Below are 16,524 nucleotides of genomic sequence, written 5' to 3'. Positions count from 1 at the left end.
TGCCCCTGTAGGGGCTCGGGGGCTTACCAGCCAAACAACTCGCAGGCATTGCGGCTGCTGGCCTCGGCCAGCAGATCGGCGTCGATCCCCATCACTTCGGCCAGTGCCTGGGCGATTTCCGGCAGATGTTCCGGGCTGTTGCGCTGGCCGGGGTACATGGCCGGGGCCATGTCCGGCGCGTCGGTCTCCAGCACCACGCTGTCCAGCGGCAGGCGCGGCAAGGTCTTGCGCAGACGCAGCGCCTGCGGCCAGGTGGCGGCGCCACCGAGGCCGAGGCGAAAGCCCAGCTTGATGTACTCGCGTGCTTCTTCGTAACTACCGGCGAAGGCATGGATGATCCCTGCCCGTGCCGGCCTGTAGCGCTTGAGCGTGGCGATCACCTGGGCATGGCTGCGGCGCACATGCAGCAGCGCCGGCAGCTCGAAGTCGCAGGCCATCTGCAATTGCGCCTCGAACAACGCCTGCTGGCGATCCGGGCCCAGCTCCGGCAGGTAATAGTCCAGGCCGAACTCGCCCACCGCGCACAGCCGCGAGTCGCCGCGCAGACGCTCCAGCCACTGGCGCAACTGGTCCAGGTGCTCGGGGCGGTGCTGTTCCAGGTAGACCGGATGCAGGCCCAATGCCGCATGGATACGGTCATCGGCACAGGCCAGGTCCCAGACCCGCTGGAAATTGCCCTCGTACACACCCAGCACCACCATGCGTTCCACCCCGCGCGCCGTCGCGTTGGCCAACAGGCGCGAGCGGTCGGCGTCGAAGTCGGGAAAGTCCAGGTGCGTGTGGGTGTCGATCAGGCGCATGTTCAGGCCTTGTCGATCCGTTGCTTGAAGGTGCGACCGATGGCATGCACGCCAGGTTCGTAGCGATTTTCTTCGATGGCGGCCAGGGCCAGTTCCAGCGCGGTGGCGGCGATCAGGCCGTGCTGCTGGGCCATGGCGTTGACCGGCAGTGGCAGGAAGTCCAGCAGCTGGTTGTCGCCGAAGGTACCCAGTTGCAACTGGCGCGAGCCTTCAGGGTGTGTCTGCAGGGTATCGAACACCCCTTGCAGCAGCACATAGGAGGTGGTCACCAGGGCATCCGGCAGGCCACCCAGTTCGTCGATCAGTTGCGCCATCAACTGCTGGCCGCATTCGCGGCTGAACGCTTCGCCCTGGTAGCGGCGCACTTCGCCGTCGAACTGCAGCAGCGCTTCGTCGAAGCCGCCGGCGCGGGCCTGGCTGACCGACAGTTCCGGGCGCGCGCCGATCAGGGCGATGCTGCGTGGCTGGGTCTTGAGCAGGCTTTGGGTCAGCTGGCGGCTGGCGTCGCGGTCGTCGCTGATCACCGAGCAGAAGTGCGCCGGATCCAGGCGCCGGTCGATGGCGATCACCGGCAGGCCCTTGGCCTGCAAGGCACGGTAGCTGTCGTCCTGCGGCGGCAGGCAACTGGCGACGAACAGTGCGTCGCAACGGCGGGCGCGGAACAGTTGCTGGAGTTGGCGTTCGCTGTCGGGCTGGTCGTCGCTGCTGGCGATCAGCAGCTGGTAGCCACGGGCCCGGGCGCCCTGTTCCAGCTGTTTGGCGATGCGGGCGTAGCTGGGGTTCTCCAGATCCGGGAGAATGAAGCCCAGTGTCCGCGTGTGGCGGCTGCGCAGGCCGGCGGCCTGGGGGTTGGGCGTGAAGCCGTGGGCCTCAACCACCGCGCGCACGCGCTCGACGGTGGCGTTGCTGATGCGCTGCTGTTCGGCCTTGCCATTGATGACGTAACTGGCGGTGGTCACGGACACACCGGCCAGACGGGCGATATCGCTGAGTTTCACCGAATTTTCCTTGTTATTTCCGGGGCTGGCTGCGTGGCTTGACCGGGTAGTTTCACCCATTGGCGAGCCCGCGCGCAGACGACCATTGTCGCAATTGTCCGACAGGATGGGGCTTTTTCGTCGGCAGATTATCGAGTAACGTGGCCGCTTGGTCAGATTAAACGTTTCAGCAAGGCGAAATTTCCTGCCCTGCATAGCTGAAATCGCCACTGGCGCTGGACGTTGTCACGACTTTGGCCAGTCAATTTCACAACAATACCTAGGCGCCCGGTGTGGGCGTCGCAAAAGGAGAGGGTCATGCTCGAGCTTGCCGTGGAGCAAATTGCCATGGGCCAGCGCGCCGCCGACAAGGGCGAGGCACTGGCATTGCTGGCCGACCGGCTGGTCGCCGATGGCCTGGTGGCCGAGGGCTATTTGGCCGGGCTGCAAGCCCGCGAGGCACAAGGCTCGACCTTCCTCGGCCAGGGCATCGCCATCCCCCACGGCACGCCGCAGACTCGCGACCTGGTGTTCGCCACCGGAGTGCGCCTGTTGCAGTTCCCCGAGGGGGTGGACTGGGGCGACGGCCAGACCGTCTACCTGGCCATCGGCATCGCTGCCCGTTCCGATGAACACCTGCGCCTCCTGCAATTGCTCACCCGCGCCCTGGGCGAAACCGACCTGGCCGAGGCGCTGCGCCGGGCCAGCAGCGCCGAGGCGCTGCTCAAGCTGCTGCAAGGCGCGCCGCAGGCCTTGGCGCTGGACGCGCAACTGGTCGGCCTGAACCTGGCCGCCGAGGATTTCGACGAACTGGCCTGGCGCGGTGCGCGCCTGCTGCAACGCGCAGGCTGTGTCGACAGCGGTTTCGCCGCAGTGCTGCAACAGGCCGAACCACTGCCCCTGGGCGAAGGCCTGTGGTGGCTGCACAGTGAACGTCAGGTGCGCCAGCCGGGCCTGGCCTTCCTCACCCCGCAGCAGCCGTTGCGCTACCGTGAGCAACCGCTCAATGGCCTGTTCTGCCTGGCCAGCCTCGGCGCGGCCCACGAGGCGTTGCTCGAGCGGCTGTGCGAGGTGCTGATCGAAGGCCGTGGGCAGATGCTCTACCAGGCCACCAGCAGCCGCGCGGTGCTCGAAGTGCTGGGCGGCGAAGTGCCGGCCGATTGGCCGAGCGTGCGCGTGGTGCTGGCCAATGCCCATGGCCTGCACGCCCGCCCGGCCAAGGTGCTGGCGCAGTTGGCCAAGGGTTTTGCCGGCGAAGTCCGCGTGCGCTTGCAGGACAGCCCCCAGCCTGCAGTGTCGGTGAAGAGCCTGAGCAAGCTGCTCAGCCTCGGCGCACGGCGTGGCCAGGTGCTGGAACTGATCGCAGAGCCGGAGATCGCCGCCGAGGCGCTGCCGGTGTTGCTGGCGGCCATCGAACAAGGCCTGGGCGAGGAGGTCGAGCCGTTGCCGCAGGCGCATCAGGCGCAGGCGTTGCCCGCCGAAGCCCTGCGCGCGCCGTTGCCGGGCAGCACGCTGCAAGGCGTCGCGGCGGCACCGGGCATCGCCAGCGGCCCCGCCCATGTATGCGTCGAGCGCGAGATCGACTACCCGCTGCGTGGCGCGTCCCCGGCCCAGGAGCGGGCCAGGCTGCGCCAGGCCATCGACCAGGTGCACAGCGAATTGCATGGGCTGGTGCAGCGCAGTGCGGCGGCCATCGGCGAAATTTTCGTCACTCACCAGGAAATGCTCGCCGACCCGGCGCTGACCGATGAAGTCGAATTGCGCCTGGCCCAGGGCGAAAGCGCCGCTGCCGCGTGGATGGCGGTGATCGAGGCCGCCGCCCGCCAGCAGGAGGCGCTGCACGACGCGCTGCTGGCCGAGCGTGCCGCCGACCTGCGCGACATCGGCCGCCGGGTGTTGGCGCAACTGTGTGGCGTGCAGGGCGCCGCCGAACCTGAGCAACCCTACGTGCTGGTGATGGCCGAGGTCGGCCCGTCCGATGTGGCGCGCCTGGACCCGGCGCGGGTCGCCGGCATCGTTACCGCCCAGGGCGGCGCCACTGCCCACAGTGCCATCGTTGCTCGCGCCCTGGGCATCCCCGCCGTGGTCGGCGCTGGCGCTGCGGTACTGTTGCTGGACAACGGCACGCCGTTGCTGCTCGACGGCCAGCGTGGCCGGGTCGCTGTCGATCCGCCCGCCGATGAGCTGCAACGGGCGTTGGCCGAGCGTGATGCCCGCGAGCGGCGCTTGCAGATCGCCTGGGCCAACCGCCATGAACCGGCGCTGACCCGCGACGGCCATGCGGTCGAAGTGTTCGCCAACATCGGCGAGAGCAATGGCATCGACAAGGTGGTGGAGCAGGGCGCCGAAGGCATCGGCCTGCTGCGTACCGAACTGATCTTCATGGCCCACCCGCAACTGCCCGATGTGGCCACCCAGGAGGCCGAGTACCGCCGCGTGCTCGACGGCCTGGGCGGGCGCCCGCTGGTGGTGCGCACCCTCGATGTCGGCGGAGACAAACCCTTGCCCTACTGGCCGATCGCGGTCGAGGAAAACCCGTTTCTTGGCGTGCGTGGCGTGCGCCTGACCTTGCAGCGTCCCCAGGTGATGGAGGACCAGTTGCGAGCGTTGCTGCGCGCCGCCGATGATCGGCCGCTGCGCATCATGTTCCCCATGGTCGGGCAGATGCAGGAGTGGCGCGCCGCCAAGGCCATGGTCGAGCGCCTGCGCGAAGAGATCCCGGTGGCCGACCTGCAGGTGGGCATCATGGTCGAGGTGCCGTCCGCTGCCTTGCTGGCGCCGCAGCTGGCCCGCGAGGTGGATTTCTTCAGCATCGGCACCAACGACCTGACCCAATACACCCTGGCCATCGACCGTGGTCACCCGAGCCTGTCGGCCCAGGCCGACGGCCTGCACCCGGCAGTGCTCAACCTGATCGACATGACCGTGCGCGCCGCCCATGCCCAGGGCAAGTGGGTGGGCGTATGCGGTGAGCTGGCGGCCGACCCGCAGGCGGTCGCCGTGCTGCTGGGGCTGGAGGTGGACGAGTTGAGCGTCGCCGCCCGCAGCGTCGCCGAAGTCAAGGCCCTGGTGCGCCAGGCCGACCTTTCCACGGCCCGCGCCCTGGCGCGCGAGGCCCTGCAACAAGACAGCGCCGAGGCAGTGCGGGCGTTGCTGGAGCGTTACTGAGATGGCCAAGATCCTCACCCTTACCCTCAACCCGGCGCTGGATATCACCATCAGCCTCGACCAGTTGCGCGCTGGCGCGGTCAATCGCAGCCAGGCCCAGCAGAGTCACGCCGCCGGCAAAGGCCTGAACGTCGCCCAGGTACTGGCCGACCTGGGTCATAAAGTGACGGTCGGCGGCTTCCTCGGGCAGGACAACCTGGCGCCGTTCGAGGCGCTGATCGCTTGGCGCGGATTCGTCGACTGCTTCGTCCGCGTGCCGGGCGAGACCCGCAGCAACATCAAGTTGGTCGAGGCCGACGGCCGGGTCACCGATATCAACGGGCCTGGGCCGCAGGTCGACGAGGCTGCCCGCGAGGCCTTGCTGCAACGTCTGGCCCAGCTGGCCCCAGGGCATGACGCGGTGGTGGTGGCCGGCAGCTTGCCGCGCGGAATCAGCCCCGAGTGGCTGCGCGAGCTGCTGCTGATGCTCAAGTCGCAGGGCCTGAAGGTGGCCCTGGACAGTAGCGGCGAAGCCTTGCGCGCCGGCCTTGAGGCCGCGCCGTGGCTGGTCAAGCCCAACACCGAGGAGCTGGGCGAGGTGCTCGGGCTGCCTGTGCATGATCTGGCCGGCCAGCGTGCCGCCGCGCAGCGGTTGCTGGCCAGCGGTGTCGAGCATGTGGTGGTGTCCCAGGGCGAGCAGGGCGTGACCTGGTTCGCCGCTGACCTGGTACTGCATGCGCAACCGTCGAAAGTGCGCATCGCCAGCACCGTCGGCGCCGGTGATTCCCTGGTTGCCGGCATGGTTCATGGCTTGCTCCAGGCCGAGGCGCCCGCCGCCACCCTGCGCCGGGCCACGGCGATTGCCGCGCAAGCGGTGACCCAGGTCGGCTTCGGTATCCACGACCGCGAACAACTGGCGCGCCTGGAAGCCGCCGTGTGCCTGACAGAACAACAAGAGGGCCGCTGATGAACATTGCCATTGTCACCGCCTGCCCCAACGGCCAGGTGTCCAGCGTGCTCAGCGCGCGCCTGCTGGCCGCCGCGGCCCAGCGCCGCGGCTGGCAAACCTGCGTCGAAGTGCACGATGCCGAACACCCCGAACGGCAGCTGACTCCGGCGCAGATCATGGAAGCCGACTGGGTGCTGGTGGTTTGCACCGGTTCAGTCGACCTGGCGCGTTTCAGCGGCAAGCGTGTGTACCAGAGCACGCCGGCCCAGGCCCTGGCCGACCGTGACAGTTTCCTTGACCAGGCGGCGCGCCAGGCGACCTTGCATGTGGCAAGCCCGCAAGCGGTTGCCACGGCGCCGAAGATCGTCGCGGTCACTGCCTGTCCAACCGGTGTGGCCCACACCTTCATGGCCGCCGAGGCGCTGCAGCAGGCGGCGCAGGCCATGGGCTACCAGCTCACCGTCGAGACCCAGGGCTCGGTCGGTGCGCGCAACCCCTTGCCTGCCGAGGCCATTGCCGAGGCCGACGTGGTGTTGCTGGCCGCCGATATCGAAGTGCCCGCCGCGCGCTTTGCCGGCAAGCGCATCTACCGCTGCGGCACCGGCATCGCCCTCAAGCAGGCCCGCGCCACGCTGGACAAAGCCCTGGCCGAAGGCAAGGTGGAAACTGCCGGTGCTACGCCCGGCGCGGGGCAAAAGGCGGAGAAAACCGGTGTGTACAAGCACCTGCTGACCGGGGTGTCGTTCATGCTGCCGATGGTGGTGGCGGGTGGTTTGCTGATCGCGCTGTCATTCGTGTTCGGCATCGAGGCTTACAAGGAGCCCGGAACCTTGCCTGCCGCGTTGATGCAGATCGGCGGCGAAGCGGCGTTCAAGCTGATGGTGCCGTTGCTGGCCGGCTACATCGCCTGGTCCATCGCCGACCGTCCTGGCCTGGCGCCGGGGATGATTGGCGGCCTGTTGGCCAGTACCCTGGGTGCAGGATTCATCGGCGGTATCGTCGCCGGGTTCCTCGCAGGCTACAGCGCCAAGGCCATCGCCCGCTGGGTGCGTTTGCCAAGCAGTCTTGACGCGCTCAAGCCGATCCTGATCATCCCGTTGCTGGCCAGCCTGTTCACCGGCCTGGTGATGATCTACGTGGTCGGCCAGCCGGTGGCGGCGATGCTTGCAGGGCTCACGCAGTTCCTCGACAGCATGGGCACCGCCAACGCGGTGCTGCTCGGGCTGCTGCTTGGCGGCATGATGTGCGTGGACCTCGGTGGGCCGATCAACAAGGCGGCCTACGCGTTCTCGGTGGGCTTGCTGGCATCGTCCAGCTATGCACCGATGGCCGCGACCATGGCTGCCGGCATGGTGCCGCCGATCGGCCTGGGCCTGGCGACTTTCATGGCCCGGCGCAAGTTCGCCCAGAGCGAGCGCGAGGCTGGCAAGGCGGCGCTGGCGCTGGGGCTGTGCTTCATTTCCGAAGGGGCGATCCCGTTTGCCGCCAAGGACCCGTTGCGAGTGATTCCGGCGAGCATCGTCGGCGGCGCGCTGACCGGCGCGTTGTCGATGTACTTCGGCTGCAAGCTGATGGCGCCCCACGGCGGCTTGTTCGTGCTGCTGATCCCCAACGCGATCAACCATGCGCTGCTGTACCTGCTGGCGATCGTCGCCGGCAGCCTGCTGACGGCGGTGGTGTACGCGGTGATCAAGAAGAGCGAACAGGCAGAGATGGTGGTGGCACCGGCCAAGGGGTAGGTACGCCTACCCAGGCCCTGTGCTGTCCCTGTAGGAGCGGCCTTGTGTCGCGAAAGGGGCGCGAAGCGGCCCCGGCGATTGTTGCATGAACGCTGAAATCCAGGGGCCGCTTTGCGGCCCGATCGCGACACAAGGCCGCTCCTACAGAGGGTGCGGTCAGCCCCGCGTCTTGCCCCGTAACGGCTTCAACAGATCACCCAACCCGTTGTGGTCAATCTCATGCATCAACGCCAACAACCCGCCCAGCTCCCCGGGCGGAAAGCCCTTGCGCGCGAACCATGCCAGGTAATCGCCGGGCAGGTCGGCGATGATCCGCCCCTGGTACTTGCCGAAGGGCATGGTGCGGATGACCAGCAGTTGCAGGGATTCGGGTTTCATCGGGCATCGGCCTGTGGCAGGTGAAGCACGGACCATACTGCAAACTGCACGACGACCCAAGCGACAATCATGCAGAACACCGTTTCTCGGCTGTGTTTTGTTTTTTATATGTAACTGATTTTTAAGGATATTTTTTCTTTATATGGCTTGGCATGAAGCCTGCTCCGGTAAAGGTGTCTATCACCTGCCAAGGAGTTGTAGCCATGAGCAATCCCAACAAAGACACGATCGACGTACTCAACGACCTGATCGAGTACAGCAAGGATGGTGAGAAGGGTTTCAAGGCGTCTGCGGATGATGTGAAGAACCCCCAACTGAAGGCGTTCTTCGTACAGCGCGCCGGGGAATGTGCCAGCGCCGCGGCCGAGTTGCAGGGCGAAGTGCGGCGCCTGGGTGGCGATCCGGAAACCAGTACCAGCATCAGCGGCGACCTGCACCGTGGCTGGGTCAACCTCAAGTCGATGGTGACCGGCAAGGATGAAGAGGCCGTGCTCAACGAGGTGGAGCGCGGTGAGGACCACGCGCTCAAGGCCTACAAGGATGGGCGTGAGAAGCTGGTCAAGCTGGGCCGTACGGCCAATGATTCTTCCTACGCGCTGGTGGAGAAGCAACTGCAAGGCGTGCAGCGCAATCATGACCAGGTGAAGGCGCTGCGTAACGCGGCCCGCGCGCGCTCGTAAGATTGCAGGGTGCTGGGTGTTCTCAGCCTGACGCGATTCCTGTAGGAGCGGCTTTAGCCGCGAACACCGGCGCAGCCGGTGCCAAGCACCGCTGAACCCGCTCCCACAGGTTGCTACATAAGCCGGCTTGCCGGCCCCAATCGCTCAAACCTGCGGCCCTTCCACCCGATTGCGGCCATTGGCCTTGGCCCGGTACAGTGCCTCGTCGGCATCCCCCAGCAATCCCGCCAGGTCCTGCGCGCTACCCGGTATATGCAGGCCAATCCCCACGCTCACGGTCACCGAACGCTCATCATCACCGAACGGCGGCATCGCCTCGACACTGGCGCGAACGCGCTCGGCCAGCAGCAGCGCGCCGGCCAGTTCGGTCTCCGGCAGCACCACTTGGAACTCCTCGCCACCATAGCGTGCCGCTAGGTCGGCCGGCCGGCGGATGCACAGCTCCAGGGTGGTGGCCACCTCGCGCAGCACATGGTCGCCGCCGGCGTGGCCATGGCGCTGGTTGAACGCCTTGAAATGGTCCACATCCACCATCAGCACGGCCAGCGGCTTACGGTTGCGCTGGGCGCGAGCCCATTCCTGGCGCAGCACCTGGTCGAGTCGGCGGCGGTTGGCAAGGCCGGTGAGGCTGTCGGTGGCGGCCAGCGCCGCCAGGCCCTGCTCGGCGTCGTGGCGACGGCGCAGTTCGCGGCCCAGCAGCAGGGTCAGCCAAAGGATGCCGATGCACAGCACGCCGGTGGCGGCGCTGACCACGATCGCGGTGCGTCGCCATGACTGGAACACTTCGTCGGCCGAGTGCGCCACCAGCACGATCAGCGGCAGGTCGGCGACCCGGGCGAAGGTGTAGAGGCGCTGGCCTTCGTAGGCTGTCGAGCGGGCGGTGAAGCTGCCGCTGCGCTCGCCGAGGATGCGCTTGAAGTTGGGACGCTCGCTGAAGCTGCTGCCGATCAACGGATCCTGCGCTCGGGTCGGTTGGCGCGCCAGCAGTTGGCCGTCGCTGTTGAGCAGGTTGATGCTGCTGTCCACGCCGATGTCCAGGCGCTGGAACAACGCGTTGAAGTAGGACAGGCGCAGGGCTCCGGCGGCCAGGCCCTGGAACTCGCCGTTGGGCCCGGAGATGCGCCGGCTGAAACTGATGCACCAGTCCAGGTTGCCCAGCCGCGCCTTGAACGGTGGGCTGATCAACAGGCCCAGGCCGGGGTGATCGCGGTGGGCCTGGAAGGGGGTGGTGTCGGCGAAATTGGCCTGGCGCGGCACGACGCTGGTGGAATCGCCCAGTACGTCGCCCTTGGCGTCGAGCCAGAGGATGTCGCCGCGTACGGGTGCGGAGAAGGCCTGGTTGAAAAGGATCTGCTGGCGCAGCATGGGCGGCACGTTGAGCAGCTCGGGGTGCTGCACGGCCCAGATCAGGCCCTTGAGCGACTGGTCGTAGAGTTCGACGTTGCGCAGGATGTCGCTTTCGATCAGTTGCACGATATTGCTCGACGAGCGTATGGCCGATTGTTCGACGCTGTCGCGTTCGCGAACCAGCAGGTAGCTGACGATGGCCACGATGGCGAGCACGGCAAGGCAGCTGCCCAGGTTGAGGACCAGCTCGGGGTGTGACTTGTACAGGGCGGATCGGGGTGATCGGGTGGGCAACGTCATGCTCGCAACTGCATAAGCCCCGGGATCCATGGGGAGTGGGCCGGAAAGCGGCGGCGATATTCTAGGCAAGCAGGGATTGTCGGACAAGATCAAAGGTGTTCCGCTCGACGGAAATGATTCAGTCGGAGCAGTTACAAGCGGGCCTGCGCCAACCGCGAGATTGCGTAGCGCAACGTGCAGGTTTGGATACGTAGGGGTACTCGGCCCCAATGGCCTGGTATTTCTATCAGTTGTCAGCGGCAAGTTTGGCGAGCAGAGTCCAACGACCTCTGTTCAATGGTGCATGTCCGTGACTCTTCTAGCCAAAGCTAATCAGACGATTGCGTTGCTTGCAACCGACCGCCAGCATTCTATTCAGCAACACGTTTTAGAGGCGGGGCGCCCGGCGTTTGTCTATACATGCTATGGATTTGAAGCGGTTGGCAACAGCATGGGGGCGTTGCTCGGTTTCGATGGATACCCACGTACACCACTTTTCGATTCTTATTTTTTGGGGCGGGGGCACCGTATCTATAACCCTCAGCTCATGCGTTTTATCTCAGCGGATAGTCTGAGCCCGTTTGATGCGGGTGGGACCAATGCCTATGCGTACTGTGCCGGTGACCCTGTGAACTATCGGGATGATTCTGGGCAGTCGCGTAACCTAAGGGACCAACTGCATAAAGATGCACTACTCAAGAATCCGCTTCAGTACCATCCTGATTGGAAAAACTACCCAACCTTGAGCAAGGATGCTAAACGCCACATTGGCAAGCTGACGAGTAGGATTGAGAAAGCCAAAAAGTTCGCCAAGCACGTAGATGATCATCCAGATCACCACCTATCTATGGATACATCGAATTCATGGCGGCGATTCGAGCGAAACAAAAACAAGATCGCCAAGAGTTTCGACAAGCTTGAAAAGGCTCGATTCGACTACGCTGTTGAGTTTGTACAGCGCGGTTTACCGCTGCCCGACTGGGGGACTGCGGGTGATCAAAGCTCAATGGACCCGCCTCATCGAAATGTCGCGGAGACTATTGACCCGCCACCGGGTTACGCCGACCGGCCTTCCTATGATGAAGCCATGGGCATGATTCGAACTGCCCTGTAGCAGAGCATTCGCCCGAAATTTTTCGAGATGGAGTGTTTTGAGCTTTTTGTGTGATTTGTCGTACGACATTTCCGAATCTGAAACCAACTGCTTCAGTTGGGCTGTGCTTGGGACCTATCCTACGCGCTTGCCGGAAGGGTCTGGATAGGCCGGGAAATGCATCAGGGCTAACGTCGTCGGGTCGCCAAATTTGGTGACCGGGCGTGAGAAACCCGAACGATGTTGGTTCCGCATTCTGTTACGGCAGCCGTGCATGGGCAGACCTCGGTCTGGCCGGGTTCCAATGTCCTCGGTTTTCTCACCCCGTGTACGGCTGCCACCCTTATCTGGTGAGAAAGGATGTGCTGGCGGTTTCCTTTAACGACATTGGAAATTGCTTATGAAAAAGCTGGTACCTGATCCCCCCATCCCCTACATCTCCATCATCGACCACCTGCCGCTGGCCGAAGTCTGGGAGCATGCCGCTGTCCTGATGACCATGATGACCCGCACCTGCGACGTCTACATGGCCTTTCCCGTGGATGAGCGTCCCGAGATCCTGGTGGATAACATTTCCATCCTCAGCCGGCTGCTGAGCTGCCTGATGGCCCACGCCAGGTCGCTGGAGGTGCAGCCATGAGCGAGCAGCCCGATATGCCCGTCACCGCGGGCGACGAGACGTTCCTGGAGTGTTATCGCGTGCTGCCGGGTGTGCCCTTGAGCCGGGCATTCGATGAGCTGTCGGTGTTGCAGGACTGCATCCTGCACCTGACCACCGAGGCGGAAATGGAAGGGGACCTTAAAGCGGGGAGTGCGGCGCGGATGCTCAGCGCCATGGCCAAGGCGCTGATCAATGACCTGGAGATCGGCTTGAACAGAAACTGTTGAAGCAGGGAGCGCTGGTGTAGGAGCGGCCTTGCGTCGCGAAAGGGCTGCGAAGCAGCCCCAGCATTCTGTGCATCACTTTGGAAGCTGGGGCCGCGTTGCGGCCCTTTCGCGACACAAGGCCGCTCCTACTCCCACAGGGGCCGCGTTAGAACACGTTCAGCGGGTAATCCACGATCACGCGGAATTCGTCGTTGTCCTGCTCACTGGCATACGCCGCGTTGGCCCGGTGCGTGGCATAGCGCAGCAGCACCGACAGGTCCTTGAGCTGGCCTTCCTGGAACACGTACTTCAGGTCGAAGTCACGTTCCCAGTGCCGGCCGTTCTTGCCGTCGGGATTGTAGAAGTCATAGAACTCGGTGTTCTGGCTGGCCTTGGTCAGGTCGGCCTTGCCGCGCGAGTACGACAGCGACGAGGTCAGGCCTGGCACGCCAAGGCCGGCGAAGTCGTAGTCGTACTGCAGTTTCCACGAGCGTTCGTTCGGCGCGTTGAAGTCCGAGTACATGCGCGAGTTGTCGAGGAAGATGCTGTCGCCCAGGTTGATGTAGTCGAACGGGGTGTTGCCGTTGACCCGCTGGTAGGCGGCGGTGACGCTGTGGTACCCGGCGGCCACGGTGAAGTGCACGCTCCAGGTGTTGTTGTCGATGCTGCCCAGCTTCGACTGGCCGGTGTCCTGGGTGTGGTAGAAGTGCACGCCTGGGTTCAGGCTGACCAGGTCGTTGACCGCGTAGGTGTAGTCGAAGTCGGCATAGTACTGGTTCCAGATGTCCTTCAGCTCGGCGGCGTAGACATTGGCGGTGATGTTCTCGGTGCCGCTCCACGATGCGCCGGCCCAGCTCAGGTTCTGGCTGTCCTGCTCAGGCGTCTGGTTGCTGTAGTAGGTGTTGATGCGGCGGTGGCCGCTCTGGTTGTACGGCTTGGTGAAGCTGACCTTGCCGCCTTCGAGCATCAGCCCGTCGATGCTGTTGTTGGTCACCGCGACGCCGCGGAAGGTCTGCGGCAGCATGCGCGTCTCGCCACCGGCGATCACCGGGTTGGTGAGGAACAGGTCACCGGCCTTGAACTCGGTGTCGAAGCCCTTGATCTTGATCGCGCCGCCAGCGGTGGAGAAGGCATGGCGGGCTTTGTCGCCAGGCTCGCTCGGCAGGATCGAGGTGCCGGCGTGGCCGGAGCCACCGTCGAGCTTCAGGCCGATCATGGCGTGGGCGTCGAGGCCAAAGCCGATGGTGCCTGGGGTGTAGCCGGACTCGAAGCGCGCCACGGCGCCCTGGCCCCACTCACGTTTGTCCTCTACCTGGCGGTTCTTCTCGTTGCGATTGAAGTACGCATTGCGAAAATGCAGGTTGAGCGAAGACCCTTCGATGAAACCTTCGGCCTTCTCTTCTTCGGCCTGGGCGGCGACGGGAATCGTTGCGGCCAACGCAACGAACAACGGGGTGAAACGAAACGCGGAAAGCACCGGTACAAACTCCTTTGGTCAAGCGATGGGGCAGTTTTTATTGTCGTGTCTGTGAGCTTCTAATGAGAGACGTAATAGCCTGGCTGATATTTTCGACACATAAAAAAAGCCGCTGATTGGCAGCGGCTTTGAAAGGCTAACATATCGTCACAGGCGGTGCCCATGGTGTAGCCAAGGGAAAACTTCGAAATCGGCGGTGGTGCTTCAGCTATCGGCATCGCTGTTGGCGGAAACCTTGGAAGCTGTCTGCTGCGAGTCTTTGACCGTGTCGGCCTGCTTCGCGGCATAGGCTTCGCGCGCCTCTTGATGGACGGCGGCAAGTTCGGCGTTACGGGCGACGAAGGCCGGGGATTCTTCGGCCATGGCCAGGGGCGACAACAACAGGGAAGACAGGACGAATACGCTGGCAATACCCATACTGTTGGACATTTGATGCAACCTTCTTGCAAAGCAAGTGCGAGTGATGACGGGGCTAAAGTTAGTCCTGTAAATACCCGGGAAACAGCGTCTGTTTGGATAAGCACTGTTGCATAAAAGGTAATGGTGGCCGGTAAATGTTTCAGATTTTTACCGCAAACCCGCGTAGTTGAGCGTTCGGCAGGCTGATGCCGAAGGTATTGGCACCGGCCTGGCTGCGCACGAAAACATCGCCGCCATGCATCCGCGCGATGGCCTTGACGATCGCCAGGCCCAAGCCGTGGTTACCTCCGCCACTGTTGCTTCGGGCGGCATCGACCCGGTAGAAGCGCTCGAACAGCAGCGCCAGGTGTTCGTCGGCGATCGCCGGGCCGGGGTTGCTGACGGCGATGTTCACCTCCTGCTCACCGGCATCGATGCGCACCTCGATCACCTGGTGCGGCGCGGTGTGCTGCACGGCGTTGTTCAGCAGGTTGATCAGCGCCCGGCGCAACTGGGCTTTTTCGATACAGGCCTGGGCGTCGCCGCTGACCCGGACACTGACCTGGGCGTCCTCAAGGATAAAGTCGAGGTAGTCCAGGGTGGTGGCCACTTCCTCGGCCAGCGACGCCTGGGTCAGCGCGGTGGCCTTGCTGCCCTGGTCGGCGCTGGCCAGGAACAGCATGTCGTTGATGATGCTGCGCAGGCGCTCCAGCTCCTCGAGGTTCGATTGCAGCACCTCGAAGTAATGCTCGGCGCTACGTCCGCGGGTCAGGGCGACCTGGGTCTGGCCGATCAGGTTGGTCAGTGGCGAGCGCAGTTCGTGGGCGACGTCGGCATTGAACGCCTCCAGTTGCGTGTAGGCCTGGCTGACCCGGTCGAGGGCGGCGTTGAAGGCACCGGCGAACTGCGCCAGTTCCGGCGGCAGGTCGTGGGTTTGCAGGCGTCCGTCCAGGCGTGGCGGGGCCAGGGTCTGGGCCTCGTCCGAGAGGGCCTGCAAGGGCTTGAGACCGATGCGCGCGACCCAGTAGCTGAGCAGCGAGGCCAGCAGCACGCCCAGCACCGCCAGGCCGACGATGGCCACCAGCAGGCTGTGCTGGGCCTGCCAGAAGGTTTCGGTGTCGATGCCGATCAGAAAGCGCAGCGGCGGGCGCTCGCCCAGCGCCGGCAGCTCGCTGACCAGCACCTTGTAGGGGTAGGGGCTGTCGCTCAGGCGCAGGTCGCGCATGCCCGGCGCGCCCTCGGCGAAGCCGCGCACCTGCTCGGTGGGATGACCGTACTCGAAGGCCGGGTCGCTGCTCACTACCCAGAAGCGAATGCGCCGGTCTTCTTCGCTGAGCAGGTTGAGCTTGTTGTTGATCTTGGCCCAGTGCTCGGCGGTGCCGTAGCGGTTGAGGGTGGATTCGAGCACGCTGAAGCGTGCGTCCAGCTCGGCTTCGGGCAGCAGGTCGAGGCTGCGGTCGACCTGGCGGTACAAGGCGCTGCCGATCAGCACGAACACGGCCAGCGCCACCAGGGTGAACAGCGCCGACAGGCGCAGGGCGATGGAGTTGCCGGGTTTGCTGGGCAAAAGGCTTGGAATCATCATTTACCGCCTACTCGCTGGATGCCGTGGCGCAGCCCCTGTGGGAGCGGGTTTACCCGCGAACACCGGCGCAGCCGGTGCCAGGCGCCGAGGAGGCCTCTTCGCGGGTAAACCCGCTCCCACAGGACCGTCACTGGCCACGGTTCTCAAGGACATAACCCATGCCTCGAATGGTATGCAGCAGCTTGTTGTCGAACGGCCCGTCGAGCTTGGCGCGCAGGCGCTTGATGGCCACCTCGACGACATTGGCGTCGCTGTCGAAGTTGATGTCCCAGACCAGTTCGGCGATGGCGGTCTTGGACAGGATCTCGCCCTGGCGCCGGGCCAGCACGCTGAGCAGCGAGAACTCCTTGGCGGTCAGTTCCAGGCGCGATCCCGCACGGGTAGCCTTGCGCGCCATCAGGTCGATCCACAGGTCGGCAACCTGGATCTGCAAGGGTTCGTGGATCGCGCTGCGCCGGGTCAGGGCCTGCAGCCGGGCGACCAGTTCGAGGAACGAGAACGGCTTGCCCAGGTAGTCGTCGGCGCCTTCGCGCAGGCCGTGGATGCGGTCCTCGACCCGCTCGCGGGCAGTGAGCATGATCACCGGCGTCTGCTTGCGCGCGCGCAGCGCGCGCAGTACGCCGTAGCCATCCAGGCCCGGCAGCATGACGTCGAGCACGATCACCGCGTAGTCGCCTTCCAGGGCCAGGTGCAGGCCGTCGATACCGTCGCGCGCCAGGTCGACGGTAAAGCCCTGCTCGGTGAGGCCGCGATGCAGGTAATCGGCGGTTTTTTCTTCGTCTTCGATGATCAGCACACGCATGGTCT

Annotated in this window: 15 protein-coding genes; 7 read left to right on the top strand and 8 right to left on the bottom strand. The window is 64.7% G+C overall.

What is annotated here, in order from left to right:
* Positions 1–23: 23 nt before the first annotated feature.
* Together HU772_RS20720 and cra are read right to left on the bottom strand one after the other, a co-directional pair.
* On the bottom strand, positions 24–800 hold the full coding sequence (locus HU772_RS20720) for a TatD family hydrolase (RefSeq protein WP_186658903.1): 777 nt from the start codon (positions 798–800) through the stop codon (positions 24–26).
* Between the two features lie 2 nt (positions 801–802).
* On the bottom strand, positions 803–1,798 hold the full coding sequence (gene cra / locus HU772_RS20715) for a catabolite repressor/activator (protein WP_186658900.1): 996 nt from the start codon (positions 1,796–1,798) through the stop codon (positions 803–805).
* A gap of 297 nt (positions 1,799–2,095) precedes the next feature.
* On the opposite strand from cra, the gene ptsP reads away from it, so the two are divergent.
* The 3 genes from ptsP to HU772_RS20700 are packed head-to-tail and all read left to right on the top strand — an operon-like array spanning position 2,096 to position 7,612.
* Positions 2,096–4,945, top strand: coding sequence for a phosphoenolpyruvate--protein phosphotransferase (ptsP, locus tag HU772_RS20710; protein WP_186658897.1), 2,850 nt, complete (start codon positions 2,096–2,098; stop codon positions 4,943–4,945).
* A 1-nt stretch (position 4,946) separates the two neighbouring features.
* Entirely contained in the window at positions 4,947–5,891 is a 945-nt protein-coding gene (pfkB, locus tag HU772_RS20705) for a 1-phosphofructokinase (protein ID WP_186658893.1), read from the top strand.
* The gene (locus tag HU772_RS20700; protein ID WP_186658889.1) at positions 5,891–7,612 is read left to right on the top strand and encodes a PTS fructose-like transporter subunit IIB; all 1,722 of its coding nucleotides are present in this window, start codon (positions 5,891–5,893) and stop codon (positions 7,610–7,612) included. Before pfkB ends, HU772_RS20700 begins: the two co-directional genes overlap by 1 nt.
* Positions 7,613–7,768: 156 nt before the next feature.
* Here the strand turns inward: HU772_RS20700 and HU772_RS20695 are convergent, their stop codons facing one another.
* The gene (locus HU772_RS20695; RefSeq protein ID WP_186658886.1) at positions 7,769–7,990 is read right to left on the bottom strand and encodes a DUF3820 family protein; all 222 of its coding nucleotides are present in this window, start codon (positions 7,988–7,990) and stop codon (positions 7,769–7,771) included.
* A 203-nt stretch (positions 7,991–8,193) separates the two neighbouring features.
* Between HU772_RS20695 and HU772_RS20690 the strand changes: the two genes are divergently transcribed.
* A complete protein-coding gene (locus tag HU772_RS20690; protein WP_186658884.1) occupies positions 8,194–8,670 on the top strand; it encodes a ferritin-like domain-containing protein in 477 nt (158 codons plus the stop codon).
* A 144-nt stretch (positions 8,671–8,814) separates the two neighbouring features.
* On the opposite strand, the gene HU772_RS20685 is transcribed toward HU772_RS20690, so the two are convergent.
* On the bottom strand, positions 8,815–10,311 hold the full coding sequence (locus HU772_RS20685) for a GGDEF domain-containing protein (protein WP_186659044.1): 1,497 nt from the start codon (positions 10,309–10,311) through the stop codon (positions 8,815–8,817).
* A 295-nt stretch (positions 10,312–10,606) separates the two neighbouring features.
* On the opposite strand from HU772_RS20685, the gene HU772_RS20680 reads away from it, so the two are divergent.
* The 3 genes from HU772_RS20680 to HU772_RS20670 all read left to right on the top strand — a co-directional run bounded on the left by HU772_RS20680 (position 10,607) and on the right by HU772_RS20670 (position 12,277).
* The gene (locus HU772_RS20680; RefSeq protein ID WP_225923065.1) at positions 10,607–11,410 is read left to right on the top strand and encodes an RHS repeat-associated core domain-containing protein; all 804 of its coding nucleotides are present in this window, start codon (positions 10,607–10,609) and stop codon (positions 11,408–11,410) included.
* 379 nt (positions 11,411–11,789) lie between these two features.
* Positions 11,790–12,029, top strand: a complete 240-nt coding sequence (locus HU772_RS20675; protein ID WP_062575113.1) for a hypothetical protein — start codon at positions 11,790–11,792, stop codon at positions 12,027–12,029.
* The gene (locus HU772_RS20670) at positions 12,026–12,277 is read left to right on the top strand and encodes a DUF3077 domain-containing protein (RefSeq protein WP_186658878.1); all 252 of its coding nucleotides are present in this window, start codon (positions 12,026–12,028) and stop codon (positions 12,275–12,277) included. Before HU772_RS20675 ends, HU772_RS20670 begins: the two co-directional genes overlap by 4 nt.
* A gap of 145 nt (positions 12,278–12,422) precedes the next feature.
* Here HU772_RS20670 and HU772_RS20665 read toward each other — a convergent pair whose 3' ends face one another.
* The 4 genes from HU772_RS20665 to HU772_RS20650 form a co-directional block, all read right to left on the bottom strand.
* Positions 12,423–13,733: an OprD family porin gene (locus tag HU772_RS20665; RefSeq protein ID WP_186658875.1), complete on the bottom strand. Its 1,311-nt coding sequence runs from the start codon at positions 13,731–13,733 to the stop codon at positions 12,423–12,425.
* Positions 13,734–13,937: 204 nt separating this feature from the next.
* Positions 13,938–14,162, bottom strand: a complete 225-nt coding sequence (locus HU772_RS20660) for a hypothetical protein (RefSeq protein WP_186658872.1) — start codon at positions 14,160–14,162, stop codon at positions 13,938–13,940.
* A 130-nt stretch (positions 14,163–14,292) separates the two neighbouring features.
* The gene (locus tag HU772_RS20655) at positions 14,293–15,717 is read right to left on the bottom strand and encodes a heavy metal sensor histidine kinase (RefSeq protein ID WP_225923064.1); all 1,425 of its coding nucleotides are present in this window, start codon (positions 15,715–15,717) and stop codon (positions 14,293–14,295) included.
* A gap of 127 nt (positions 15,718–15,844) precedes the next feature.
* Positions 15,845–16,519, bottom strand: coding sequence for a heavy metal response regulator transcription factor (locus HU772_RS20650; protein ID WP_186658869.1), 675 nt, complete (start codon positions 16,517–16,519; stop codon positions 15,845–15,847).
* Between the last annotated feature and the right edge of the window lie 5 nt (positions 16,520–16,524).

The sequence above is a fragment of the Pseudomonas xantholysinigenes genome, from assembly GCF_014268885.2.
Taxonomy (GTDB): Bacteria; Pseudomonadota; Gammaproteobacteria; order Pseudomonadales; family Pseudomonadaceae; genus Aquipseudomonas; species Aquipseudomonas xantholysinigenes.
The sequence above is the reverse complement of the archived record's forward strand: the minus strand, read 5'-3'. Positions and strand labels throughout refer to the sequence as shown.

Coding starts and splice junctions, on each gene's coding strand:
- HU772_RS20690 (WP_186658884.1), top strand. CDS start 8,194: ATGAGCAATCCCAACAAAGACACGATCGACGTACTCAACGACCTGATC.
- HU772_RS20700 (WP_186658889.1), top strand. CDS start 5,891: ATGAACATTGCCATTGTCACCGCCTGCCCCAACGGCCAGGTGTCCAGC.
- HU772_RS20660 (WP_186658872.1), bottom strand. CDS start 14,162: ATGTCCAACAGTATGGGTATTGCCAGCGTATTCGTCCTGTCTTCCCTG.
- HU772_RS20670 (WP_186658878.1), top strand. CDS start 12,026: ATGAGCGAGCAGCCCGATATGCCCGTCACCGCGGGCGACGAGACGTTC.
- HU772_RS20720 (WP_186658903.1), bottom strand. CDS start 800: ATGCGCCTGATCGACACCCACACGCACCTGGACTTTCCCGACTTCGAC.
- HU772_RS20675 (WP_062575113.1), top strand. CDS start 11,790: ATGAAAAAGCTGGTACCTGATCCCCCCATCCCCTACATCTCCATCATC.
- ptsP (WP_186658897.1), top strand. CDS start 2,096: ATGCTCGAGCTTGCCGTGGAGCAAATTGCCATGGGCCAGCGCGCCGCC.
- pfkB (WP_186658893.1), top strand. CDS start 4,947: ATGGCCAAGATCCTCACCCTTACCCTCAACCCGGCGCTGGATATCACC.
- HU772_RS20655 (WP_225923064.1), bottom strand. CDS start 15,717: ATGATGATTCCAAGCCTTTTGCCCAGCAAACCCGGCAACTCCATCGCC.
- HU772_RS20650 (WP_186658869.1), bottom strand. CDS start 16,519: ATGCGTGTGCTGATCATCGAAGACGAAGAAAAAACCGCCGATTACCTG.
- HU772_RS20695 (WP_186658886.1), bottom strand. CDS start 7,990: ATGAAACCCGAATCCCTGCAACTGCTGGTCATCCGCACCATGCCCTTC.